This is a genomic window from Aestuarium sp. (assembly GCF_023253315.1).
Taxonomy (GTDB): domain Bacteria; phylum Pseudomonadota; class Alphaproteobacteria; order Rhodobacterales; family Rhodobacteraceae; genus Marivivens; species Marivivens donghaensis.
Window position 1 is genome coordinate 1 of sequence record NZ_JALRGW010000031.1, and the last position, 24138, is coordinate 24138.

At 55.4% G+C, this 24138-nt stretch carries 20 protein-coding genes; 9 read left to right on the forward strand and 11 right to left on the reverse strand.

Annotated elements, in window-relative coordinates; translation table 11 throughout:
- Positions 1-2630 (forward strand): Hint domain-containing protein (locus AC1QQ2_RS12590; RefSeq protein WP_479713391.1); only part of this gene is annotated, 2630 nt, incomplete at its 5' end.
- A gap of 120 nt (positions 2631-2750) precedes the next feature.
- Here AC1QQ2_RS12590 and AC1QQ2_RS12595 read toward each other — a convergent pair.
- From AC1QQ2_RS12595 to hemB, 3 genes are all read right to left on the reverse strand, one after another.
- Positions 2751-3368 (reverse strand): nucleotidyltransferase family protein, encoded by a 618-nt coding sequence (locus AC1QQ2_RS12595; RefSeq protein ID WP_249947114.1) that lies wholly within the window; start codon positions 3366-3368, stop codon positions 2751-2753.
- Between the two features lie 4 nt (positions 3369-3372).
- Positions 3373-3927 carry a lipid-binding SYLF domain-containing protein gene (locus tag AC1QQ2_RS12600; RefSeq protein ID WP_067544918.1) on the reverse strand — a complete coding sequence of 185 codons (555 nt, stop codon included), beginning with the start codon at positions 3925-3927 and terminating at the stop codon, positions 3373-3375.
- 101 nt (positions 3928-4028) lie between these two features.
- Positions 4029-5027: a porphobilinogen synthase gene (gene hemB, locus AC1QQ2_RS12605; RefSeq protein WP_479713392.1), complete on the reverse strand. Its 999-nt coding sequence runs from the start codon at positions 5025-5027 to the stop codon at positions 4029-4031.
- Positions 5028-5140: 113 nt separating this feature from the next.
- Between hemB and AC1QQ2_RS12610 the strand changes: the two genes are divergently transcribed.
- Both AC1QQ2_RS12610 and mfd read left to right on the forward strand, forming a co-directional pair.
- Complete coding sequence (locus tag AC1QQ2_RS12610) at positions 5141-5665, forward strand: component of SufBCD complex (protein WP_067544924.1); 525 nt, start codon at positions 5141-5143, stop codon at positions 5663-5665.
- Positions 5666-5700: 35 nt separating this feature from the next.
- Positions 5701-9153: a transcription-repair coupling factor gene (mfd, locus tag AC1QQ2_RS12615; RefSeq protein ID WP_479713393.1), complete on the forward strand. Its 3453-nt coding sequence runs from the start codon at positions 5701-5703 to the stop codon at positions 9151-9153.
- An 18-nt stretch (positions 9154-9171) separates the two neighbouring features.
- Here the strand turns inward: mfd and AC1QQ2_RS12620 are convergent, their stop codons facing one another.
- Complete coding sequence (locus AC1QQ2_RS12620) at positions 9172-9816, reverse strand: DsbA family oxidoreductase (RefSeq protein ID WP_479713394.1); 645 nt, start codon at positions 9814-9816, stop codon at positions 9172-9174.
- Positions 9803-11326: a class I adenylate-forming enzyme family protein gene (locus AC1QQ2_RS12625; protein ID WP_479713395.1), complete on the reverse strand. Its 1524-nt coding sequence runs from the start codon at positions 11324-11326 to the stop codon at positions 9803-9805. The genes AC1QQ2_RS12620 and AC1QQ2_RS12625 overlap by 14 nt, the downstream gene beginning before the upstream one ends.
- A gap of 65 nt (positions 11327-11391) precedes the next feature.
- Here AC1QQ2_RS12625 and AC1QQ2_RS12630 point away from each other — a divergent pair, with 65 nt between their 5' ends.
- Positions 11392-12015, forward strand: a complete 624-nt coding sequence (locus AC1QQ2_RS12630; RefSeq protein ID WP_067544937.1) for a helix-turn-helix domain-containing protein — start codon at positions 11392-11394, stop codon at positions 12013-12015.
- Between the two features lie 143 nt (positions 12016-12158).
- Here the strand turns inward: AC1QQ2_RS12630 and AC1QQ2_RS12635 are convergent, their stop codons facing one another.
- On the reverse strand, positions 12159-13976 hold the full coding sequence (locus AC1QQ2_RS12635; protein ID WP_479713396.1) for an extracellular solute-binding protein: 1818 nt from the start codon (positions 13974-13976) through the stop codon (positions 12159-12161).
- Between the two features lie 343 nt (positions 13977-14319).
- Between AC1QQ2_RS12635 and AC1QQ2_RS12640 the strand changes: the two genes are divergently transcribed.
- Positions 14320-15093 (forward strand): 3-hydroxybutyrate dehydrogenase, encoded by a 774-nt coding sequence (locus AC1QQ2_RS12640; RefSeq protein ID WP_479713397.1) that lies wholly within the window; start codon positions 14320-14322, stop codon positions 15091-15093.
- Between the two features lie 115 nt (positions 15094-15208).
- Positions 15209-16243 carry a patatin-like phospholipase family protein gene (locus tag AC1QQ2_RS12645; RefSeq protein WP_479713398.1) on the forward strand — a complete coding sequence of 345 codons (1035 nt, stop codon included), beginning with the start codon at positions 15209-15211 and terminating at the stop codon, positions 16241-16243.
- Here AC1QQ2_RS12645 and AC1QQ2_RS12650 read toward each other — a convergent pair.
- From AC1QQ2_RS12650 to AC1QQ2_RS12665, 4 genes are all read right to left on the reverse strand, one after another.
- Positions 16240-16938, reverse strand: coding sequence for a DUF502 domain-containing protein (locus AC1QQ2_RS12650; RefSeq protein WP_479713404.1), 699 nt, complete (start codon positions 16936-16938; stop codon positions 16240-16242). The genes AC1QQ2_RS12645 and AC1QQ2_RS12650 overlap by 4 nt on opposite strands.
- Before the next feature lie 124 nt (positions 16939-17062).
- Positions 17063-17980, reverse strand: coding sequence for a pseudouridine-5'-phosphate glycosidase (locus tag AC1QQ2_RS12655; protein WP_479713399.1), 918 nt, complete (start codon positions 17978-17980; stop codon positions 17063-17065).
- Positions 17977-18870 (reverse strand): PfkB family carbohydrate kinase, encoded by an 894-nt coding sequence (locus AC1QQ2_RS12660; protein ID WP_479713400.1) that lies wholly within the window; start codon positions 18868-18870, stop codon positions 17977-17979. The genes AC1QQ2_RS12655 and AC1QQ2_RS12660 overlap by 4 nt, the downstream gene beginning before the upstream one ends.
- 36 nt (positions 18871-18906) lie before the next feature.
- Positions 18907-19701: a DUF4198 domain-containing protein gene (locus tag AC1QQ2_RS12665; protein ID WP_479713401.1), complete on the reverse strand. Its 795-nt coding sequence runs from the start codon at positions 19699-19701 to the stop codon at positions 18907-18909.
- On the opposite strand from AC1QQ2_RS12665, the gene AC1QQ2_RS12670 reads away from it, so the two are divergent.
- The 3 genes from AC1QQ2_RS12670 to tsf all read left to right on the forward strand — a co-directional run bounded on the left by AC1QQ2_RS12670 (position 19700) and on the right by tsf (position 22746).
- Positions 19700-20851, forward strand: coding sequence for a HupE/UreJ family protein (locus tag AC1QQ2_RS12670; protein WP_479713402.1), 1152 nt, complete (start codon positions 19700-19702; stop codon positions 20849-20851). The genes AC1QQ2_RS12665 and AC1QQ2_RS12670 overlap by 2 nt on opposite strands.
- Before the next feature lie 161 nt (positions 20852-21012).
- Positions 21013-21795 (forward strand): 30S ribosomal protein S2, encoded by a 783-nt coding sequence (gene rpsB, locus AC1QQ2_RS12675; protein ID WP_067544959.1) that lies wholly within the window; start codon positions 21013-21015, stop codon positions 21793-21795.
- Between the two features lie 78 nt (positions 21796-21873).
- Positions 21874-22746, forward strand: a complete 873-nt coding sequence (tsf, locus tag AC1QQ2_RS12680) for a translation elongation factor Ts (protein WP_105235106.1) — start codon at positions 21874-21876, stop codon at positions 22744-22746.
- Between the two features lie 384 nt (positions 22747-23130).
- Here tsf and AC1QQ2_RS12685 read toward each other — a convergent pair whose 3' ends face one another.
- Positions 23131-23883, reverse strand: a complete 753-nt coding sequence (locus tag AC1QQ2_RS12685) for a LuxR family transcriptional regulator (protein ID WP_479713403.1) — start codon at positions 23881-23883, stop codon at positions 23131-23133.
- Positions 23884-24138 lie beyond the last annotated feature (255 nt).

Sequence of the window (24138 nt, forward strand, 5' to 3'; positions counted from 1 at the left end):
CCCCTGCCGATGACTTCAACGGTGAGGCGACGATCAGCTACACGGTCACCGATCCCGATGGCAACACGGACACAGCGAATGTTGTGGTCACCGTTAACCCTGTTGACGATGCGCCGGAAGCTCTGGACGACACCGCGACCACCGATGAGGACACAGCCGTCACCATCGACGTGCTCGACAACGACAGCGATCCAGACAACCAGCCGCTGACGATCACGGAAGCAACGGTTCCTGCAGAGCAGGGCTCGGTCGAGATCGTGAACGGCCAGCTGGTGTTCACCCCTGCCGATGACTTCAACGGTGAGGCGACGATCAGCTACACGGTCACCGATCCCGATGGGAACACGGACACAGCGGTTGTGAATGTTGATGTTCTGCCGGTGAATGACCTCGTTGCGGTGGATGACGTTGCGCAGACGGACGAAGATACGCCTGTAACCATCGACGTTGTGGCCAACGACCAGAACCCAGATGGCGGTGCGCCTACTGTGATTGGTGCAACTGTCCCTGCAGCCCAAGGCACTGTGGCGATTGTTGGTAATAAGCTGGTCTTTACACCTGCAACGAACTTCTTTGGTGAGGCGACGATCGACTACACCATCGAGGACGAAGAGGGTGCGGTCGATGTGGCTAAAGTCACGGTCACTGTAAACAGCGTTCTTGAGGCACCGATTGCGGTTGATGATGTTGAAACGACTGACTTTGAAACGGCAGTCACCATTGACGTTCTGGAAAACGACAGCGATCCAGATGGCACTGTCCTAACGGTGACAAATGCATCTGTCCCTGACGTTCATGGCAGCGTCGCAATCGTTGACAATAAGGTTGTCTTTACACCTGCAGCTGGCTTCGAAGGTGAGGCGACAATCAGCTATACCATCGAAGATGCGGATGGTCTGACCGCTGATGCTGTTGTCACTGTGACGGTGAATGATACGCCTCCGCCGCCTCCGCCAGTTCCAGATGGAACGGTCGAAGGGACCTCGGGCGACGATATCATTGACGACAACTATGCGGACGATCCGAATGGTGACTTCGTTGACAATGATGACGCGATCCTGCCGGGTGACACTGGTAATGACGACCTGATCTATGGCTACGAGGGTGATGACACCATCCTCTCGGGCGATGGAGATGACGAAGTCTATGGCGGCGTCGGCAATGATACGATCCTAGATGATAGTGGTTCGGATACAGTCTTTGGTGAAGATGGTGACGATATCATCAACACCGCAGGTGGTCAGCAAAGCCCCGATACGGCCTATCCAGGTGTCTATGCGGCTGATAGCGATCCATTCGATGATCGGGATACCGTTTATGGCGGAGCTGGCAACGACACGATCACCACGGGCGATGACAATGACACCATTTATGGTGGCACTGGCAATGACACGATTGACGGTGGCGTCGATGACGACCTGATCTACGGTGAGGATGGCAACGATACCATCATCGGCAGCGAAGGCGATGACCAGATCCTCGGCGGTGACGGCGACGACCTGATCTACGGTGGTTTGACGACTGATGTCCTCGACCTTCCTGATGATCTGGATGGCGACGGTGATAGCAACGACCTCGGTGAAGACCTTGTTACCAATAACAACAAGGACATCATTTCGGGCGGTGCTGGCAACGACACCATCTACGGCGGCGATGACGATGACCTGATCAGCGGTGGCGCTGGCAACGACTTCGTTGATGGCGTTATTGATGACGACGTCATTCACGGCAACGCTGGTGATGACACGCTGCAAGGTGGCCAAGGTGACGACCTCATCTTTGGTGGGGACGATGATGACATCATCATCGGTGGCACGGGCGAAGACATCATGCAGGGTGGCTTCGGGAATGACACCTTCTACGGCGGCAACGGTGGCGACATTGTTGTCGGTGGCGAAGACGCTGATGGTCTAGATGTTGACGTGCTGAACCTGACCGGCAGCGGTGTCGATCATATCGTCTACAACAGCAACGATCCTGAAGCTGGGACTGTGTTCTTCAACGATGGGTCCGTGATGACCTTCTCGGAAATCGAGAATGTTATTCCGTGCTTCACACCAGGTACGTTGATCGCGACACCGCGTGGCCAGGTTCCTGTGGAACAGCTCCATGTTGGTGACAAGATCATCACCCGCGACAATGGCATCCAAGAGATTGCTTGGTTGGGTCAGAAAGAGATGCCGGGCAAGCAGCTGATTGCGAACCCGCACCTCAAGCCGATCCTGATCAAGGCAGGCGCTTTGGGTAACGGTCTGCCGGAACGTGATATGCTTGTGTCGCCGAACCACCGTGTTCTGGTCGCCTCTGACCTCACGCAACTCTACTTTGAAGAGCGTGAAGTTCTGGCTGCGGCGAAACACTTGGTCGGTAGCGGGGGTATCCATCAGGTTGATGTGACCAACACGACTTACATTCACTTCATGTTTGAACGTCATGAAGTGGTGCTGTCGGATGGCGCGTGGACAGAGAGCTTCCAGCCGGGTGATTACAGCCTCAAAGGTATCGGCAACAGCCAACGGAACGAGATTTTCGAACTCTTCCCAGAGCTGAAAGAGAAAGCGGGCATTCAGGATTATCAATCCGCTCGTCGTGCGCTGAAAAAACACGAGGCCAAACTTCTGGTCCGTTAAGACGTGCAGCTGACCGGAAGGGGGCTACTTTTCCGGTCGCAAGTCTGAAGGTGGGTCAGACAGCCATCCCGATGATCTTGGGCGACACCCTCGTGGCCCGAGACATCGGGATGTTGCGTTTCAGCGGCCTGTTTCTGCGCGAAATTCGGCCCAGTCCTCGGGCGTGTCGAGGTCGCGTCGGGCGCGTTGATCGGGCAGGGGGATGAGATGCATTCGGTCGCGATACGGGCGCACGATGCAGTTGCCACCTTGATCGCCGCTGATCGTAGCAAAATTTTCGCGCAACGAGCCGTCGAAAAGGATCGGATGACCGGGTTGCAGGTCTTCGGTTGCGCCGCGCCAAATGAGGGCATCGGGGGCAATGGTTGGACCCGCTAGAACCGCTGCCATATCTGTGGTTTCAATTTCAACCAAATCAGGCAGGACCATGAGCAAATGGGACCACTCCGGCATTTGCGCGACTGCTCCACGCATGGAACCAGACATTCCCTCGGATGCTTCGGGGACGATGAGATGGTTCACGGGCAGGTCCGCGATGAGCGCCAGACGCGGGTGGTCTGCCGATGACAGGGCGACGTAGACGGGAAGGCCAAGCCCGAGCGCGCGTTCACACTGAAGCCGCAACAAGGGCACGCCATCGACAAGCTCGCACAGTTTATCACCGCCGCGCATCCGCGACGACTGCCCAGCAGCGAGGATCAGGACGACAGTGCCAACGGAGGGTGCCGGCGCTGTCATGGTTTTACGGAAGGATGCGGGTGTATTTGGTGCCTTCGAGCGTGGCGCCAACGCGGAACCCCGCCTGAGCGAACACGACCGCAATCACGGGCGACAGCGAAGTCGTCGTCTGAGCGCGCAGCGTATCGCCCTGATCGTTCAGCGCGTATTCGATGTCCGCACCAGCGGCCCAACCCGGAGAGGAGCGGAACTCCATCAGCGCTTCTTCGGTCATGAAGAACAGAACGTGGCTATATTGCTGACCGCCAAGCTGGAGACCCGCGCTCGCCGATGCGGCAGAGTAGTAGTCGACGGTGGATTGGCTGATCCGTAGGGCACCACGACCGAACGATCCACCTAGACCAAAGCCAACTTCGGTTACGAGCGGCATAACCAGCATACCAGCGGCTTTCATCGAAAGATCGCGGGTCGCAGGGTAGGTGCTATACATATACGACAGCGTGCTATCGACGCGCGCGTCAATTGTCGCGGCGGCATTTGTGCCAACACCGTTGGAACAGGCGGCGACAGTCGTTGCCAAAGAGCCTAACGCAAAATTGCGGCGGGTAAGAAGGGTCATTGCTCGTGCCTCTATCTGGGGGCGGCTTTTGCCGCTCTATCACGCGAACTATAGGCGCGATTTTCGCGCCTGTCATCCACTACATAAGATTTGCGCGGGTGTCAGCCGTTTAAGAGCCGCGCTGCCTCGGGGGCGAAATACGTCAGGATGCCGTCGCAGCCTGCGCGTTTAAAGCACAGGAGGCTTTCGAGCATGACTTTTTCCCCATCGAGCCAACCGTTTTGAACGGCAGCTTGGATCATCGCGTATTCGCCTGAAACTTGATAGGCATAGGTCGGGACGCCAAAGCTGTCTTTCACGCGACGACAGATGTCGAGGTAGGGCATTCCCGGTTTCACCATGACCATATCCGCGCCTTCCATCAGGTCGCGTTCGACAAGGCGGAGCGCCTCATCACTGTTGCCCGGATCCATTTGGTAGGTCTTTTTATCGCCTTTTAGCGCGCCCGATGCGCCAACGGCGTCACGGAACGGACCATAGAAGCCCGAAGCGTATTTGGCGGTGTAGGACAGGATCGCAACGTTCTGATAGCCTTCGCTCTCCAGCGCAGACCGCATTGCGCCGATGCGGCCGTCCATCATGTCGGATGGGCCGAGGATATCTGCACCAGCCTCAGCCTGAGCCAGTGCCATTTTCACCAATGCCTCTACCGTTTCATCATTGATGATTTCGCCATCGACCACATAACCGTCGTGCCCATTGATGTTATAGGGGTCGAGCGCGATGTCCGTCATGATTGCCATTTCGGGAACGGCATCTTTGATCGCGCGAATTGCTGTGTTTGTCAGGTTGTCGGGTGACCACGCCATCGCGCAATCTTCGGTCCGATGTTCCATCGAGGTATAGGGAAACAGGCACATCGCGGGGATACCCAAGTCGTGCGCTTCTTTGGCGGCCTTGACCACACGGTCGATCGTTTTTCGAGTCACACCTGGCATCGACGCGATTGAGGTTTCATCGTCGCTGCCTTCCATGAGGAAGACGGGCCAGATGAAATCGTCTGTGGTCAGCGTGTTTTCACGAACCAAAGCGCGAATGGCAGGGGATTTACGAACGCGGCGCAAACGAGCGGCAGGGTATTGGGCGACGGTGGGTTTCATAGCGGGCCTTTCATGTCACACACGATGGGTGCCACGGAAATTTCATGACGACAAGTCTAGGCTTTGCCGCAGGTGAAGTTTAGGTTGGCGAAAAACAAAGATCAGGCACGACAGTGAACTGGACCCAGACGGTATTTGAAGTCATCGATTTACGCTCTTTCTCGAACCTTTGGTTCTGGATTGCGCTCGCTGTGCTGTGGTCGACGACCAGTCACTGGGTGATTGGTGTTCCCTTTGACCTCATTCAACGTGCCGCCCGCGAGGGCGGAGAGCCGTTTGCAGACCTACAAGCGATTGTTCGGGTCAATGTGAACCGTCTGCTCTATATCTCTCATCAATCCGGATTATGGCTTACGGGCTTTATGTGCTTTGTGCTGACAGGGCTGTTTTTGTTGGCGTTCGTTTACCATATCGAATTCGCGGAGGCACTGTTCCTCCTCGGGTTTCCGTTGTCATTGGTGGGACTTTTGTCGATCAATACAGCGATGCTGATAAGGTCCGAGGGCATGGAGCCTGAAGTGCTGTTTCGCCGTTTGCGGCGTCACCGCACCTATGTGCAATTCATCGGTATGTTCTCGATCTTTGTGACTGCGACTTACGGGATGTATCAGAACCTTGGCGGTGCTTACGGGTTCTGAGTTGACTTTACCCCGTGGCGGGGTAGGTCTCGCGCATGAAATCACAATCCCACATTACCGTTTGCGGCGCCCCCGAGGGGTTCGACGCGAAATTGATCCTTGATGAAGTCGGAAAATCCGGCGCTCCCGTGCTCCATATTGCGCGGGATGATCGTCGATTGACTGAAATGCAGGCGGCCTTGGCGTTTTACGCGCCCGAGATGCCTGTGGTTGTGTTTCCTGCGTGGGATTGTTTGCCATACGACCGTGTATCTCCGAACGCTGATATTTGTGCGGCCCGTATGGCGACCTTGGCGGCACTGGCGCATGGGATGCCAAAGCAGTTCGTTCTGCTGACGACGCTCAATGCAGCGACACAACGTGTCCCTGCGCGGGGGCTGCTGAAAGAGGCGTCCTTTACGGCGCGGGTGAATAGCCGCATCGATGAGGCTGCGTTAAAACAGTATTTGGTGCGCATGGGATTTACCCAATCACCAACTGTGATGGAGCCTGGCGACTATGCGGTTCGGGGCGGGATCATTGATATCTTCCCTCCAGGTGAAGCGGGTCCTGTACGACTGGATCTCTTTGGCGACGTTCTCGACAGTGCGCGACGGTTTGATCCAGCGAGCCAGAGGACAACGGAAAAGCTCGATGTCGTAGAACTCGCGCCTGTCTCCGAGGTGATCCTCGATGAGGCAGCGATCACGCGCTTTCGTCAGAACTACCGTATCGAATTTGGCGCGGCTGGCACTGACGACCCTCTGTATGAGGCGATCAGTGCGGGGCGCAAACATGCGGGCGCGGAACATTGGCTCGGGTTCTTCCATGACCACCTCGAGACGTTGTTTGACTACGTCCCAACCGCAACGGTGACGATTGACGATCAGGTCACGCCAACGCGGCTCGCCCGATGGACGATGATCGAAGACGTCTATGACACGCGGATGTTTGCCTTGAAACAAAAAGGGCGGATGGACAGCGTTTACAAGCCAGCGCCGCCTGCCTTGATGTACATGGACGATCCCACATGGGAGGCCGTCATCGCGGATCGTCGTGTGCTGCAATTTACGCCGCTCAAACAATCGACTGGTCTGGGTGTGATCGACGCAGGCGGTCGTATTGGTCGCGATTTTGCACCTGAACGCCAGCAGGAAAATGTAAACCTTTTCAAAGCTCTGATGCTGCACGTTAAGGCTCGATCTTCTGAGGGTCCTGTTGTTGTGGCCTCCTATTCCGAGGGTGCGCGCGAACGTCTGATGGGGCTTTTGGAGGATGAGGGCGCTGGCGAAGTGATCCCCGTGCAGAACTTCTCGCGCGTTGGGAAAACGGGTCTACACCTCGCCATATGGCCCCTTGAAAAAGGATTTGAAACCAAAGGCCTGACGGTCATTTCTGAACAGGATGTTCTGGGTGATCGTCTTATTCGGCAGACTAAGAAAAAGCGTAAAGCAGAGAATTTCCTGACCGAAACGCAGAGCCTGACACCCGGTGATCTTGTCGTACACGTTGATCACGGTGTCGGACGATACAAGGGCCTTGAGGTCGTTCAAGCCTTGGGCGCCGCGCATGAGTGTATTCTTCTGGAATATGCCGAAGGATCAAAGCTTTACCTGCCTGTTGAGAACATCGAACTGCTGTCTAAATTCGGGCACGAGGACGGTCTTTTAGATCGTCTGGGCGGTGGTGCGTGGCAGGCGAAAAAAGCCCGCATGAAAGAGCGTATTCGCCAGATGGCGGAACGTTTGATCCGTGTGGCGGCCGAACGTGAGTTGCGCAAAGCGCCTGTTCTGTCACCACCCGATGGCATGTGGGATCAGTTCCTTGCACGTTTCCCCTATGCGGAAACCGAGGATCAGCTTCAGGCGATTTCCGATGTGCTAGAGGATCTGGATTCTGGTCGTCCGATGGATCGTTTGATCTGTGGCGACGTGGGCTTTGGCAAGACCGAGGTTGCAATCCGCGCGGCCTTTGTTGCGGCGATGTCGGGCGTTCAGGTTGCGGTGATTGCGCCGACGACTTTGCTTGCGCGTCAGCACTATAAGAACTTTGCCGAACGGTTCCGTGGCTTCCCGATTAACGTTGCGCCTCTGTCGCGGTTTGTTAGTGCTGGGAATGCGGCGAAAACCCGTGAAGGCATGGCGAACGGGCAGGTGGATATTGTTGTCGGAACCCATGCGCTGCTGGCGAAAGGCGTGAAGTTCAACAACATTGGCCTGCTGATCATCGACGAAGAGCAGCACTTTGGCGTTCAGCACAAAGAGCGCCTGAAACAGCTACGCTCTGACATTCACGTTCTCACGCTGACCGCGACACCGATCCCACGGACGCTGCAATTGTCGCTCTCTGGGGTGCGCGATCTGTCGATTATCGGCACGCCACCCATCGACCGTTTGGCGATCCGCACCTATGTCAGCGAATTCGACACCATCACGATCCGCGAGGCGCTCTTGCGCGAGCATTATCGCGGTGGCCAGTCGTTCTTTGTTGTGCCGCGTTTGTCTGATCTGCCCGAGATGGAGGATTGGCTCAAACGCGAAGTGCCAGAAGTGTCATTCGTTGTGGCACATGGCCAAATGGCGGCGGGTGAGCTCGATGATCGTATGAACGCGTTCTACGACGGGAAATACGACGTGCTTTTGGCAACAACGATTGTCGAGAGCGGTTTGGATATTCCGACGGCGAACACGATGATTGTGCACCGTGCTGATATGTTTGGTCTTGCGCAGCTCTATCAAATCCGAGGGCGTGTCGGTCGATCGAAGACCCGCGCCTATGCCTATCTGACGACTAAGCCGCGCGCGAAACTGACGCCTCAGGCCGAAAAGCGTCTTCGAGTGTTGGGGAGCCTTGATACCCTTGGGGCTGGATTTACCCTTGCGTCTCAAGACCTTGATATCCGTGGTGCAGGTAACCTTCTGGGAGAGGAGCAGTCGGGCCACATCAATGAGGTCGGGTACGAGTTGTACCAGCAAATGCTGGAAGACGAGATTGCGCGGATCAAGTCTGGCGCGATTGGTATGTCGGACGACGACGGACAGTGGGCGCCGCAGATCAACCTTGGCGTTTCTGTATTGATCCCAGAGACTTATGTGGCTGACCTTGACGTACGTCTTGGCCTCTATCGTCGCCTTTCGGCGTTGACTAAAAAGGTCGAACTCGAAGGGTTCGCGGCTGAACTGATCGACCGTTTCGGTCCGTTGCCGAAAGAGGTGAACACACTTATGCTCATCGTGCGGATCAAGGCGATGTGTAAACGCGCGGGTATCAGCCAGCTTGACGGTGGACCTAAGGGCGCGACCATTCGGTTCCACAACGATAAATTCGCATCACCTAAAGGGCTGGTTGAATTTATTCAGGCGCAAAAAGGCATGGCGAAGGTCAAAGACAACAAGATCGTAGTCGGCCGCGAGTGGAAAACCGAAGCCGATAAGATCAAAGGGGCCTTTGCGATTGCCAAAGACCTTGCTGAAAAAGTTGCTGAAGAGAAGAAAAGCAAGCAGGCGTAATGCGTTACGCCTGTTTTTTTATGCATCTGTTGCGATCATCTCTTTGATGTCAGCGATGACTTTCGACCACAGTTCAGTGGGTTGTGCGCCAGCGATAGCGTGTTGGCCGCCGACGATATAGGTCGGCATCGAACGGACACCCATTTCGCGGCTGTGCGCCTCGCGTTTAAGAATGCTTTCCACATCTGAGTCCGACTTCAAAAGTCGTGCAATAACAGCCGCGTCCAGTCCGATGCTATCAGCGATATCGCAAAGGACTTCGGCGCTACCGATGTCGCGGCCTTCGGTCCAGTAGGCCTTCAGCAGGGCAGACTTGGCTGCTGTTTGCCGGCCTTCGATCCCTGCCCAGAACACGAGGCGATGTGCGTCCAAGGTATTCGGCGTGGTTTTCATATCGTCAAAATTGAACGTCACGCCAGCTTGATCCGCGTGTTTCTGCAGTTCGACATGAGCCGTGACTGCAGCGTCTTTGCTGCCAAATATCCCTTCGAGGTAAGCGGCGCGATCGACGCCAGCCTTCGGTAAAGCAGGGTTCAGTTGGAACGGGTGCCATTCGACGGTAAAGGGATGGTCTGGTGCTTGTTCGAGAGCACGGTCTAGATAGGCCTTGCCAATATAGCACCACGGGCAGGACGGATCGGCGAAAATATCAAGCTTGACCATGTGTGGCCTCCCAATCGGCGCGCAAGTTGCGGCGCAGTAGTTTGTTGTTTGCGCCACGCGGTAACACAGAGACACGCACAAAGATACGAGGGCATTTATAGCGAGCAATTCGCGAGGCCGCAAAAGCCGCGAGCGCGTCAGTGTCGATTTCTTTGGCGCTGGTGTAAAAAGCCGCGATCACGGTTGTGCCGGCTTTGACGGTGACTTCGCTCGCGGCGACCTCGTGGATGTCGGGGTGCGTGGCGAGGGCTTCTTCGACTTCGACAGGCGAGACGCGATAGCCGCCCGCGTTCATCATATCGTCCGCGCGGCCCTCGTATGTGATGGCGCCATCCTCTGACATTCGACCAACATCGCCCGTGAGGAACCAATCGCCGACAAACCTCGCTGCGGTTTCTTCGGGCTGATTGAGGTAGCCGATCATCAACCCGAGATCCGATTTGTGAACCGCGATGGTGCCTGCTTTGCCAATAGGAACAGGGCCGTTTTCATCGATCAAAGCGATCCGTCGACCTGTCTGAGGGAAACCGAGTGTTCCAGTGGGCGCAGGGCGTGACGGGGAACTCGATAGGAAAGTCGAACATTCGGACATGCCGTAGGCTTCGTAGAGTTTGGTGCCTGTTGCGGTGGTCCACGCCTCACGAAGGCTTTCGGGCAGTTTTTCGCCAGCGGAAAACCCATGTCTGAGGGTCGACATGGCTGGAATGTCAGAGCGCAACATTTGACGATACACACCCGGTGCGGCGGCGATCAGGGTTGCCTGATGTGCCGTGATGAGCGCGGGGAGGTCCGTAGGTTTCGTTCCGTTTGCGGGGATGAGGGCCGTTGCGCCAGCGGCCCAAGGGTCCATGAGCCCCGTACCTAGCGTATAGGTCCAATTGAACGCGCCTGCGTGCATCAGGCGGTCTGTCGGACGCAAATTATACCAGCCCGTCCACATCATTTGACGCGCCCAGACTGCGCGGTGGGCGTGAACGACGGCACGAGGTTTTCCAGAGGTGCCAGAGGTGTAGATGATATAGGCGGGGCGATCAGACGGCCCAAAATCAAACGGCACAGGCGCGAGGCTGTGAAACGCCTCTAGTTCTGACGCCATCAGGACAGGGGCGTTGTGATCGGGGAGAGCGATCCCGTCATCGGCAACGATGAGGGCTGGGTCAATCTCTTTTGCGATCTTGCTGATCTCTGTCGCGGTAAGCTGCGACGAGGTCGGGACGGGAATGAGCCCGACAGCAATCGACGCCAGATAGCAGATCGGGAACTCAGGCGTATTGCCCAAGCGCATCAAAACGCGGTCACCAACGGTCAATCCTTGGGCCAGAAGTCCAGCCGCGACACCACGAATTGCGGTTTCTAGGTCGGCAAAAGTCCATTCCTCGGCTGTGTTTTTGCTGATCACAGAGAGGGCGACCTTGTCGGGCGTTGCACGGCCAGCCTGCAGGACGTGGTCGGCCATATTGAACGGCTCTGGACAGGCAGTGAAAGGGCTGGTGTCGATTTCGCTAATCATGTGACATCGCTAGAAGGGCTTTGAAGTCATTGCAAGCATATCAATCAAAGCCGTATACAGACGCCATGACAAAAAACGACAATACAAGCCTCATCCGCATTGCCCGCGAAAGTGGCGAAACTGAATCGGCACTGCCTCTCGATTTAGGGGTGCGGGTTCGTGAGTTGCGCAAAGAACGGGATTGGACGCTTGAGCAAGCGGCCCAACAGGCGGGACTTGCGCGGTCGACCTTGTCAAAAATCGAAAACGGGCAAATGTCACCGACCTATGACGCGCTTAAAAAGCTCGCTGTAGGGTTGGGAATTTCCGTGCCTCAGTTGTTCACCCCGCCCAGTCGGACACAAGTGAATGGCCGGATGGTCATGACCCGTGGTGGCGAAGGTGGTGCGCATATCACAGCGACATATGAACATGAGATGCTGGCGGATCAGCTGACCAAAAAACAAATGCTGCCGTATCGCGCTCGTGTCCGAGCACGCAGCATGGATGAGTTCGACGGTTGGGTGCGCCACGATGGCGAAGAGTTTTTGTATGTGCTGACGGGCACGGTCAAACTATTCACCGAATTTTACGAGCCTGTTGAGATGAAACGCGGCGATAGCGCCTACTACGATGCGTCAATGGGGCACAACGTTGTGTCGACCAGCCCCGAAGATGCATTGATCCTTTGGGTTACATCGCTCGCCTAATAAAAAGGGCCGGCGAACCGGCCCGATTTTCCGCTTAGAACCATGTTTGAACAGTTCGCGCGCCGCCTGCGATATCTTCGCCGACACCTGCAACCGTGTTGCAGCCAGCGAGAGCCAGAAGCGTCGCAGCGACTAGGACGGCCTTAGTCTTCATGCCACCAGACATCCGGTTGCCAGCCTGGCCAGTCGCCAAAGATGGGCATTTCTGCGGGGTAGTGGAGGTCTTTGTCATGCGCAATCCGTGTGATGTTCCATTGGTAGATCGGTAGGACGTATCGCCCCGAAGTGAGGACGCGGTCAAGCGCCCGTACAGCCGCTACAAAATCGTCTTGGCTCTCTGAGGTCAAGAGATGCCCGATTAAGGCGTCTACAGCTTCGGACTTTACGCCCATGAGGTTACGCCCGCCTTGGGCGTCAGCATATTCAGAGCCGTAGTAGGCGTATTGTTCGTTGCCAGGTGAGAGCGACAGACCGCGGCGATAATAGGTGACGTCGAAATCATAGGTGCCGTTGCGTTCAGCAAACTGGGCGCTGTCGACGTTTGTCACTTTGGCCTGAACGCCGACCCGCTGGAGGGCTTGGACATACATATCGGCGATGGCTTCGATTTCGCTGGCGCCTGTTTGGATCAGGATTTCGAATTCAAAGGGCTGACCGTTAGCATCGCGTAGAACACCGTCAGCACCGGGCGTCCAGCCAGCCTCTTCAAACATGGCGAGAGCAGCGCGCACGCCACGACGGTTCAACTCACTGCCATCACTTACGGGCAGTTCGTATCCGTCAATCGCACCGGGCAGGAGGCTTTCAGCGAAGGGTTCGAGGAGCTCACGAACGCGGCCCTCAGCGGGACCATTTTTCATCCCGAGCGGCGAGTTCGAATAGTAAGAAGTAATGCGCGGCTGGCTGCCACCTGTCATCGCCTCGTTGATGAATTCAAAGTTGAACACCTGCAGCATCGCATCACGCACGCGCCAATCGTCGAACGGGGCGCGGCGGGTGTTCATCACAAAGCCTGTCATCCCAGAGGGGCGTTCGTGGGTCAGGACGGCCTTTACCACGTCGCCGTCTTGAACGCGGGGGAAGTCGTATTGGCTGTCCCAGCGGGCTTCGTTAAATTCACGGGTGAAGTTGACTTCGCCAGTTTTAAAGGCTTCGAACGCTGGGGTTTCGTCGCCGAAGAATTCAATCCGCAGGGTGTCAAAGTTTGCCGTTCCACGGCGGAACGGGACATCGTTGCCCCAATAATCAGGGTTTCGGGTCAATTCGACGTAACGGCCCATCTCATAATCGGTGATCACGTAAGGCGATGATGTGATCGGGATCATGTCTGGCCCATCGTTGGCGAAATCGACGCCGTCGAACTGGGCCTTTTGCAAGATCGGACGCAGACCCGCGAGTAGGGCGAGTTCACGGTCTTCGGTATTGAAGGTCAGACGTACTGAGCGTTCGCCTGTGGCCTCGATGCTTCCGACTTTGGACCAGAAGCCACGGTAGCGACCGTTGCCGACCGTGCCGAGCGTTTCAAAGGACCATATCACATCGTCAACAGTCACAGGGCTACCGTCCGAGAATGCAGCCTCTGGACGCAAGGTGAATTCGACCCATTCGCGGTTCGGCCCTGTCTCAATGCTTTCGGCCAGAAGTCCGTAAAGAGAGAAAGGTTCATCCAAAGACCGCCCCATCAGGCTCTCACCTGCAAGGTAGCTGATCTGCCACGGCACCTTACCGCTGTCGGTATAGGGATTGAGGCTGTCAAAAGTGCCGACCTCGGCAGTGATCATAGCACCGCCCTTTGGCGCATCTGGATTGGCATAGGGAAGGGAGATGAAGCCATCCGCCAATGCGGGCTCCCCATACATCGAAATGCCATGCATTGGTTCTGCAAACGCAAAGGTGGAGGCGAACAAAAGCGGAAGCGCGGTCAGCGACTGCCGCAAGTTCCTGAAAAACACTGGTCTCATTTCGATAACAATCCCCCGTTGGCCTGTATTGTTTGAATCAAACCGTATCTAGGGTTCTGATCCTTTTCAAACTTTTAGCTTGGATAGTGGCAATGGATTGCTTATAAAGAGGGCACTGCTCGATAGGTTTCTTGCCTGTATGAAACCTGCCTCAATGACTTAACGCCGGCCTTGTGCCGGCGTTTTTTTCTTGGGCTTTCCCGCAAATGTGATCCTGCGTGACCCACTTGGGAATCGGTTCCCATTTGGGGCGATTCTTTTGCGTTTGGCTGGAAGATTCGTTGAATTATTTTGCAGTTGCAGCATTATGGTGCCCAACGAGTAATCGAATAGGGGACTATCTATGTCACTCAAAGGTAAGACCGCCGTCGTCACAGGTTCAAACTCTGGTATCGGTCTGGGCGTCGCGCGCGAACTCGCGAAAGCGGGTGCGGACGTTGTTTTGAACTCCTTTACGGACCGTCCTGAGGATCACGACCTTGCGGCCTCTATGGCGGCGGAGTTCGGGGTGTCCGTGCGATACATACAGGCGGACATGTCCAAAGGCGACGATTGTCGTGCCCTGATCGAAAAAGCAGGCGTCTGCGATATCCTAGTGAACAACGCGGGTATTCAATATGTGTCGCCGATTGATGAGTTCCCAGTTGAAAAATGGGATGCGATCATTGCGATCAATATGAACTCTGCGTTCCACACAACGGCTGCTGCCTTGCCGATGATGCGTCAGGCGGGTTGGGGGCGCGTGGTGAACATCGCGTCTGCGCATGGCCTGACCGCATCGCCATTTAAGTCGGCCTATGTTGCTGCGAAACATGGTGTTGTCGGAATGACCAAGGTGATCGCTCTCGAGACCGCGCAAGAAGACATCACATGTAATGCCATTTGCCCCGGTTACGTACTGACGCCGTTGGTCGAACAGCAAATCCCAGCGACGGCGAAGGAATACAACCTGACCGAAGAAGAAGCGGTGGCTCAGGTTATCCTCTCGCGCCAGCCATCTAAACAGTTTGCGACCACGGAACAAATCGGCGGGACGGCTGTGTTCCTGTGTTCGGATGCTGCGGCCCAAATCACTGGCACGACAATTAGCGTCGATGGCGGCTGGACTGCGCTGTAAGTGGACGATTGGCGCCCATCGGGGCGCCAGTTGACCCTCCGACGGGACATTTGTCGGGAAAGTTTCTGTACTAGAGCGGCTTATTTTTTGCTGCTTGCTGCATACTTGGGGAATTATGACCTATAAAATCAATCTTGCCCTCCAGGGCGGGGGCGCTCATGGCGCTTTTACGTGGGGTGTGTTGGATCGTTTGCTCGACGAGAGCGACGTTGAGGTCGCGGCAATTTCAGGCACATCCGCGGGCGCATTAAACGGGGCTGCGTTCAAAGCAGGTTTCGTGAATGGTGGCCGAGAAGGTGCCCGCGAAAGCCTTAACTGGGTGTGGCGTCAGGTCGGCGCTGTTACGGACACAAACCTTGCTAAATGGATTGCGCCCTTTGCGCCTGCGACTGAACTTTATACCCAAGCGTTGACCTATTCTCCTGCCTATTTTTGGTGGGATACTGCGGCGCGTGCTTTGTCGCCATATGCCTTTGGCGGAGTGATTAAGAACCCGCTGGAACGCGTTATTCGTGAATTGGAATGGGACGCCGTGTGTGCGTCCGACGGGCCTGAGCTGCATGTGTGTGCGACGAACGTGAGGACGGGCAAAATCAGAGTGTTCAAGGACGATGAGGTGACGACGAAGGCAATCCTCGCGTCGGCATGTTTGCCCACTTTGTTCGAGGCCGTTGAAATCGATGATCCCAAAACAGGCAAGACAGAAGCCTATTGGGATGGCGGATATACGGGGAATCCCGCTCTTTTCCCGCTATTTCCCAATCACTTGCCAGACGACATTGTGATCGTGAACATCAACCCGTTGTATCGCGATACGGTGCCGCAAGACAGCCAATCCATTCAGAACCGTATCAATGAGATCAGCTTTAACACCTCGCTCTTGCGCGAGTTGCGAGCGATCAATTTTGTAAAGCGGTTGATTGCGGACGGCTCGGTCAAAAAGGGTCGGATGAAAGACGTGAACGTTCATTTGATCGAAGACGATGCCTTGATGACGGAACTCAGCGTCGCGACAAAGATGATCGCCATGCCCGTTATACTGTCACGTCTCAAAGAAGCAGGACGTCTGGCGATGGATGACTTCTTGCGCAATCACAAACACACCATCGGAAAATCGAGCAGTTTCGACCTAGCGGGTATGTTTGATTAAGGTTTTTCCGTTGGTTTCGTGTCTGACGGGATCACTTTTTTATCGTTGGGATACACGAGGCCCGCAGAGATCACCAATTTGGCGGCATCTTCGACCGACATGTCGAGGTAGGTGATATCAGATTCAGGCACGAACAACAGGAACCCTGATGTTGGGTTTGGTGTGGTCGGCAAGAAGACCGTCATGATCCTGTCGTCGCTTTTCACCTTTGTTGCGATTTCACCTTTGGCTTTGATCGAGATGAAGCCGACAGCCCAAATGCCTTTGCGCGGGTATTCGATCATACAGGCGCGATCAAAGCTGGTTTCAGTTTGGGCAAAAACGGTTTCAGCGAGCTGTTTTGCGCCGTTATAGATCGAACGTACGACGGGCATCCGCGATACAAGCCCTTCGCCCCAGCTGATAAAGCTGCGGCCAATCAGACCTTTTGCGACCCAGCCGGTGAGGATCGTGACGATAAAGAAAAGCACAACACCGAGGCCACGAACGTTAATCGTGATGTGGTCAGGGCTTAGTGGATTTGGGTCACCGAACCAACGGTTGATCAGTGCTTCTGGATGGTAGGATCCAGGGACAAACGGCCAAACAAAACCATCAACCCAGCCCACGACGGTCCAGATGAGCCAAGCGGTCAAACCGATCGGTGCGATCACAACGAGACCCGCAAGGAAATTGTTGCGCAGGCCGCTGATCATGGAGTGGCGGCGCTTGGGTGGTTCGATGTGGGAGAATTCGTTCACGATTAAGCCGATCGGTTAAGTCAGTGTGATAAGTAGGGTCTGGGCGAATGCTCTGCAATCGCCCAAACACACGAATACCTCACTTATGTGTCAGTTCGTGTAGAGCTACTGCAATTTTGGCCGCCAAACGCGCATTATTTAGCACGAGTGCGATGTTGGCGGTCAGGCTGCGGCCTTCGGTCATTTGATACATCCGATCAAGGAGGAACGGCGTGACCTCTTTGGCGGTGATGCCTTGGGCCTCGGCTTCCTTCAGCGCGGCCTCGATCACTGGCGCGAGTTCGGAGGCAGCAATTTCAGCCTCAACTGGGATCGGGTTGGCAACGAGTTGTCCACCTGGCAGGTCGAGTAGGCCGCGCATTTGGTGGGCGCGGGCAATCTCTTCGGCGCTGTCCATACGCAGTGGTGCGGGAATGCCTGAGGTACGGGACCAAAATGCTGGCAGTTCGTCTTGACCATAGGCAATCACGGGGACGCCATAGGTTTCCAAGACCTCAAAGGTTTTCGGCAGGTCGAGAATGGCTTTGGCACCAGCAGCCACGACAGTTACAGGCGTCTGTGCCAGTTCGGGCAGGTCAGCCGAGATGTCAAAGGTTTGATCGGCACCGCGGTGCACGCCACCGATCCCGCCCGTTGCAAAAACGCTGATACCTGCGTGGTGTGCGGCGATCATTGTTGCGGCCACTGTCGTAGCACCAGTTCCACCAGACGCGAGGCATGCTGCAATGTCAGCGCGGCTGAGTTTGGCGACGCCGTCCGCTTGGCCAAACATCTCGAGCTGCGCGTCATCAAGGCCGATGCACAGAACGCCTTCGATCACTGCGATTGTCGCGGGCGCTGCGCCGTTTGCGCGGACTTCGGCCTCTACCAGTCGGGCGGTTTCGACGTTTTGCGGATAGGGCATGCCGTGGCTGATGATCGTGCTCTCGAGCGCTACAATCGGCGTACCGAGCTTCATGGCCTCAGAGACTTCGGGGGAAAAGGACATGGGGATCATCGTGGGAGTTCTCCTGAAACGTAAGTTGCGGCGGCGGAAAGGGCGCGATGTAGCGCCTCTTCACGGTCTGCGCCAGCGTGTTCGGCAGCGATATGCGCGGCCATAAATGTATCGCCAGCCCCCGTCACACGGGTCACGAGCACTTGAGGCGGGGTCTGTGTAAGGACGCTATCGCCCGTGGCCTCGGATGCGGATTTGCCGCCATCGGTCACAAGAACCCGTTTCGCACCGCGTGCGATTAGACCTCTGGCGCCGTCTTCGGAGGTTTCAAAGGTTTGACGGCACAATAGGCCAGCCTCTTCGAGGTTTACGTAAAGCGTGGCTGATGGATGGCCGAGGAGCGCCAAGAGGCGGTCGGCCTTACCGGGGCTTGCCGGAGCAACACGGAGGTCTGCAGCAGCAAAAAGCGGCGAGACGGCGATATCCCGCAGCAGGTCTACCGTCAGGTTGCCGTCGAGGGCGACAGGCCCAGCGTATGGGTCTTCCGCGGTTCCAAGTGCGCCGTTCGACAACGGACGCAGGATTTTATCGCCTGCTTGTTCCAAGGAATGCGCATCGGCAATCGCAGCGATCAGGCCGTTCGCACCTTCGACAGCCATATAGTTGTCGGTCGGCAAATCCTCGGAGCGATAGACGTGATCGGTCAGGATGCCCATCCGCTGACATTCGCCAACCAGTTCTTCGCCTTCGTTATCGCGGCCAATGGCGGTGAGTAGGGTGGGTGTCATCCCAAAACGGGTGAGCGTCATCGCGATATTCATCGCAACGCCGCCAGGAATACGAGTGATGCGGCCTGGCACGTCTGATCCGACGCGCATGACCACTGAGGACCGTCCGATCACGTCCCAGAGGACCGACCCGATGCATAAGATGTCAGCTTTGGTTTCCATACGCCTGTCATGACGCGGCTACGCTGCCGCTGCAAGCTATTCTGGAACCGCAAAGGTGAGGTTGGCCCAGAGCGTCTCGTAAACGGCTTCGGTCTGATCATCGCCGGACGGTTCTCGGATCACAACGGCATCCAGCATATAAGCGTGACCTGCAGCGACGGGCAGGGTTACAATCCCTTGGTCGTTAGTGCGTAGCCGCTCAACCGTCACGGTGCCGTCTGGCGCTTTGTCAAAAACTTCAACCTGCTCGTTGGCGCGGACATCGTCGTGGTAGAACAGCTGAGCGGCAAAGCCGTTAGACAGATCATCAGTGTAAGGGTTCATGAGGGCGACGAGTTCGGTCTCTAGCCCTACACGTCGATCCGTTCCGGCTGCATCTGCGACGCCGACGAGTGACTTGGAAAACCGTATGTAGGTTTCTTTGAAGTCGGTGTCGGGGATACCGCGCGCATCATGATCGGCCCGTTCAATCCCCAGATCTTTGTGTTCGACAAAGCGGGCGAACTTTTCCCAGTTTTCGTAATTCAACAGCGTGGGCGTAGACTGATACACGAGAATTTGGAGCCCATCAGTTGGTGCATCCATGGCAAGGGCAGGGCGGTCGCCAGCGCGGCCAGCCACGTCAGTTTCGAGGTCAAGGTTAATCACTTCAAACCGTTCGAAACGTTGGGGAAGGTAAACCAAATTGGGGCCTTCAAAGTTTTGGCCGTTGACAATATTCGCTTCAATTCTACCCTGACTACTCACCTGATAGGCGAGCGGTTCGAGCCAAAGCTCGTGGGACACCGCTGGCGTTGCCAGCAAGAGAAGAGCGAGTGAGGCAATACGCATGATCAAATCCTTTTTAGGCCTAGCAAAGGTGATCTTTGCTGGTGTTCTGTCAACTCTCGTTTCGGTGATGATCGTAGCGCCGACTGCCCAAGCGCATGAAGTTCAACCCGCTGTTGCGGACTTGGCCTACGTTGATGGGCGGATCGAATTGTCACTAGAGATGAACCTAGAGGGTGTTCTGGCGGGGATCGACCTCGGTTCTGTTGTTGATACGAACGAAGCGCCAGAGGCGGCACGATATGATGCTCTGCATGATTTGTCGGGGGCGGAGCTAGAGAGCGAGTTCACAGCCGCGTGGCCAGCGTTTTCGGAAGGCATTGTTCTTTCCGTAGATGGGGCATCTGTGCCTCTAGAGTTGGCCGCTGTAGTTGCCCCTGAGGTCGAAAATTCTGACGTCCCTCGGTTATCGACAGTGAAGATTTTTGCCGATGTTGGGGTAGGAGCGAATGAGGCCACTTTTGAATGGGCGTCGAATTACGGGACGATTGTTCTGCGTCAAATCGGAGTGGACGAGCCCTACACGGGATACCTCGTTGGCGGCGAAAATTCTGGACCGATCCCTCTTGGCGGAGGAGGTGCTTTGCCGATTTGGCAAACCTTTGTCAGCTACATTCCAACAGGCTTTGCCCACATCGTGCCGATGGGCTTGGATCATATCCTATTCGTGCTCGGCCTGTTTTTCCTCTCGACCCGCATGAGGCCGCTTCTGTGGCAGGTATCGGCATTTACGGCGGCACATACGATTACGCTTGCTTTGGCATCGCTGGGTTACGTTGCTGTGCCCGGATCGATAGTTGAACCGCTGATCGCGGCGTCGATCGCATATGTGGCGATTGAAAACATCTTTATGAAAGGTCAGTTGACGCCGTGGCGACCGTTCTTGATCTTTGGGTTCGGGTTATTGCATGGCCTCGGCTTTGCGTCTGTGCTCGAGGAATTTGGTCTGCCGCAACATGGGTTTGTAGCTGCGCTGATCGGATTTAATATTGGCGTCGAACTGGGTCAGTTGTTCGTCATAGCTGTGGCATTCCTTGCAGTCGGTCTGTGGTTCGGAAATAGGCCATGGTATCGCCGTGTGATCGCAGTTCCAGCGTCGGCTGCGATTGCGATGATGGGGATTTGGTGGGTAATTGAGCGCACTATTCTTTAACATCTGTAAAACGGGTTGCGTCTTGGGTGAGCGTGGTATAAACGCGCACCACTTCAACTCCGCAGGCGGGGGCGGGTGCTATGGGGAGAAATCCCATACCATCCTCCGGTTGGACGAATGTCTGATCCCCCGCTGAGGCTAAACCGGTAAGGAATAACGACATGGCTCTTCCAGAGTTCACCATGCGTCAGCTGCTTGAAGCTGGCGTTCACTTCGGCCACCAGAAACAGCGCTGGAACCCGAAGATGCAGAAATACATCTACGGTTCGCGCAACGGCATCCACATTTTCGACCTGACTCAGACTGTTCCGATGCTGGACCAAGCTCTGAACGTCATCCGTGACACCGTTGCTAAAGGCGGCCGCGTTCTCTTCGTTGGCACCAAGCGTCAGGCACAGAAGCCTGTTGCTGAAGCTGCAGAGAAATGCGCTCAGTACTACATGAACCACCGTTGGCTCGGCGGCACTCTGACCAACTGGCAGACCGTTTCGCAGTCGATCAACCGTCTGAAGGCAATCGACGAATCCGCTGAGCGCGGCTTCGAAGGCCTGACCAAGAAAGAGCGTCTGAACGCTGAACGTGAGCAGGCAAAACTGCAAGCGTCGCTCGGCGGTATCCGCGAAATGGGCGGCATTCCTGACCTGATGGTCGTTATCGACGTAAACAAAGAAGACCTGGCTATCCTCGAAGCAAACAAACTGGGTATTCCGGTTGTTGGCATCGTTGACACCAACTCTTCGCCAGATGGCGTTGACTACGTTGTTCCGGGCAACGACGACGCTGCACGCGCTATCGCTCTCTACTGCGATCTGGCTGCACGCGCTGCTCTGGACGGTATGTCCGCTCAGATGGCTAAAGCTGGCTTTGACCTCGGCGCCGTTGAAGAAATGGCTGAAGAAGTTCTGGCTGACGAAGCTGCTGCAGCTGCGGCTGCTGCCAACTAATCGCGGCACTGTCGCAATATCGTTACCGGGCGCTTGCTATCTCGGCGCCCGGACACCCAAATTTGCAGGAGATGTGAAATGGCTATCACCGCAGCTATGGTGAAAGAACTGCGCGAGTCGACCGGCGCAGGCATGATGGACGCTAAAAAAGCGTTGACCGAAACTGATGGCGACATGGAAGCAGCTGTAGACTGGCTCCGTACCAAAGGCCTCGCGAAAGCCGCGAAAAAAGCTGACCGTACTGCTGCTGAAGGCCTCGTTGCTGTTGCAGTAGCTGGCGGCAAAGGCGTTGCGATCGAAGTTAACTCTGAGACCGACTTCGTTGCTAAAAACGCAGAATTCCAGGGCATGGTTACCGCAATCGCGGGTGCAGCTCTGACCGTTTCTGACGTTGATGCGCTCAAAGCAGCTGAAATCAACGGTAAATCCGTTGAGTCGACCGTAACCGACGCAATCGCGAAAATTGGTGAGAACTTGACCCTGCGCCGCATGGCTGTAATCGAAGGTGCTTCGGTTGTGACCTACGTTCACAACGCTGCTGCTGACGGCATGGGCAAAATCGGCGTTCTGGTTGCTCTTTCGGGCGAGAACGAAGCATTCGGTAAGCAAGTTGCAATGCACATCGCTGCAGCGTCGCCTGCTGCACTCAGCGAAGCGGACATGGATCCGGCTCTCGTTGAAAAAGAGCGCTCTGTTCAGATCGAAATCGCACGTGAATCCGGCAAGCCGGACGCAGTTATCGAGAAGATGATCGTTGGCCGTATGGCTAAGTTCGTTGCTGAATCGACACTGCTGGGCCAAGCGTTCGTTGTGAACCCTGACCTGACCGTCGAAGCTGCTGCAAAAGAAGCTGGCGTTGAAGTTACTGGCTTCATCCGCATGGCTGTTGGCGAAGGCATCGAAAAAGAAGTTAGCGACTTCGCAGCTGAAGTTGCTGCAATGAACAAATAATTCTGCTTTCGCAGTTTTAGGGAAGGGGCCTGCCAATTTTGGCGGGCCTTTTTCGTTTTAGTGCCTGAGACTAAAACAAAAAAGCGGCGCGACATCGGGAGAACGTCGCGCCGCAAAATCATGCAGATATCAGGATGGGATGGACACCCACATGCTTTTTATGGGCTGGACCATCAAGGCAAACCTTAACACCCCAGCAACCGGTTAAACCGGAACGATACGGTTATCCTGACAATTAACAGGGGTTCCGCATCGCTTTGTCCCAGGCCCAAGGCCACCACTCACGGACAATTGTAGGTAACCGTAAAAGTTTAGAGGCGAAAAGTACGGTAAACCTTACCTTTAACTTAGTATCAGTCGTATACTTTACGCGCCTAGGTTGCTTTAGGGGTCAATGACAAACATTTGGTTGAAAAATGCAGCCTTTAGAACGGCTTGTGCGGTGGTGTCGACGTCTAGGTTGTCGCGTGCTAGGCGCAGATGTTTCTCAACGGTTGCTGCTGTAAGGCCCATAATCTGTGCGATATCTTGGGTCGTTTTTCCGTCACCGACCCACTCGAGAACCTCGCGCTGACGTTTTGTCAGAGGCCGCGCATGGGAGTAGGGTAGGGTCATTAACTTCAGGTAAGCCACATTGTTAATGAGAACGATTTCGCGGCCATGTTCGGCCCAAATTCGATCCACATCAGCTTGGCTTAGGCCTTTGCGTCCAGTCAGCGCAATGGCGCCTTTGGTCCGAGCGGAAATGGAACTGAAACTGATCGTGTAGCCAGCGACAACATCCATCGACCGATTAAACTCTAAGGCTGCGATTTCTGCGGCGCTCAGTTCGCCAGCAGCGATCCGATCTTGGAGCCAAGACCAGCTACAGGCGCCTTCATTTTCCAGCGCCCAGCGAACCATCGGAGCGTTGAAATACAAACCTTCATCGATGAAGTGCCGCATGTATTCAGGCGACTGATTGGTCAGCAGAACCCAGTCAAGTGGATCGCCCAAAGAATGTTCGGTCCGATACCGCGTGTACCCAAAAATCAAACGATCAAAGCCGTATCCCGCCATTGCTTCAGTCATCAAGCTCCAAAGAACGTCAACGCGCGGAGCGTTCGTGATTTCTTCGAGAAGACGAATAAAGTTCATTATATGGGCGTTCTGATGTGATCTTTGTCGCTAAAGTAGATATCATTGTAAGATAACCTGTCCAAGACTTACTTCCTGACATATATATTAACATAATACTGATTATGCACTATTTATGCTGACGCAGGGGCACATTCTAAACTGGGTTGCGACAAATCCCCTATCTTGCTGAAAAGCAAGGAGAACGGACATGGCCCATACAGAACTGAATTTACGAGAAAGACGCGCGATCGAAGACATGCTGAACGCAAAAGT

Coding starts and splice junctions, on each gene's coding strand:
- AC1QQ2_RS12595 (WP_249947114.1), bottom strand. CDS start 3,368: ATGACAGCGCCGGCACCCTCCGTTGGCACTGTCGTCCTGATCCTCGCT.
- AC1QQ2_RS12600 (WP_067544918.1), bottom strand. CDS start 3,927: ATGACCCTTCTTACCCGCCGCAATTTTGCGTTAGGCTCTTTGGCAACG.
- hemB (WP_479713392.1), bottom strand. CDS start 5,027: ATGAAACCCACCGTCGCCCAATACCCTGCCGCTCGTTTGCGCCGCGTT.
- mfd (WP_479713393.1), top strand. CDS start 5,701: ATGAAATCACAATCCCACATTACCGTTTGCGGCGCCCCCGAGGGGTTC.
- AC1QQ2_RS12620 (WP_479713394.1), bottom strand. CDS start 9,816: ATGGTCAAGCTTGATATTTTCGCCGATCCGTCCTGCCCGTGGTGCTAT.
- AC1QQ2_RS12625 (WP_479713395.1), bottom strand. CDS start 11,326: ATGATTAGCGAAATCGACACCAGCCCTTTCACTGCCTGTCCAGAGCCG.
- AC1QQ2_RS12630 (WP_067544937.1), top strand. CDS start 11,392: ATGACAAAAAACGACAATACAAGCCTCATCCGCATTGCCCGCGAAAGT.
- AC1QQ2_RS12635 (WP_479713396.1), bottom strand. CDS start 13,976: ATGAGACCAGTGTTTTTCAGGAACTTGCGGCAGTCGCTGACCGCGCTT.
- AC1QQ2_RS12640 (WP_479713397.1), top strand. CDS start 14,320: ATGTCACTCAAAGGTAAGACCGCCGTCGTCACAGGTTCAAACTCTGGT.
- AC1QQ2_RS12645 (WP_479713398.1), top strand. CDS start 15,209: ATGACCTATAAAATCAATCTTGCCCTCCAGGGCGGGGGCGCTCATGGC.
- AC1QQ2_RS12650 (WP_479713404.1), bottom strand. CDS start 16,938: ATGATCAGCGGCCTGCGCAACAATTTCCTTGCGGGTCTCGTTGTGATC.
- AC1QQ2_RS12655 (WP_479713399.1), bottom strand. CDS start 17,980: ATGATCCCCATGTCCTTTTCCCCCGAAGTCTCTGAGGCCATGAAGCTC.
- AC1QQ2_RS12660 (WP_479713400.1), bottom strand. CDS start 18,870: ATGGAAACCAAAGCTGACATCTTATGCATCGGGTCGGTCCTCTGGGAC.
- AC1QQ2_RS12670 (WP_479713402.1), top strand. CDS start 19,700: ATGATCAAATCCTTTTTAGGCCTAGCAAAGGTGATCTTTGCTGGTGTT.
- AC1QQ2_RS12665 (WP_479713401.1), bottom strand. CDS start 19,701: ATGCGTATTGCCTCACTCGCTCTTCTCTTGCTGGCAACGCCAGCGGTG.
- rpsB (WP_067544959.1), top strand. CDS start 21,013: ATGGCTCTTCCAGAGTTCACCATGCGTCAGCTGCTTGAAGCTGGCGTT.
- tsf (WP_105235106.1), top strand. CDS start 21,874: ATGGCTATCACCGCAGCTATGGTGAAAGAACTGCGCGAGTCGACCGGC.
- AC1QQ2_RS12685 (WP_479713403.1), bottom strand. CDS start 23,883: ATGAACTTTATTCGTCTTCTCGAAGAAATCACGAACGCTCCGCGCGTT.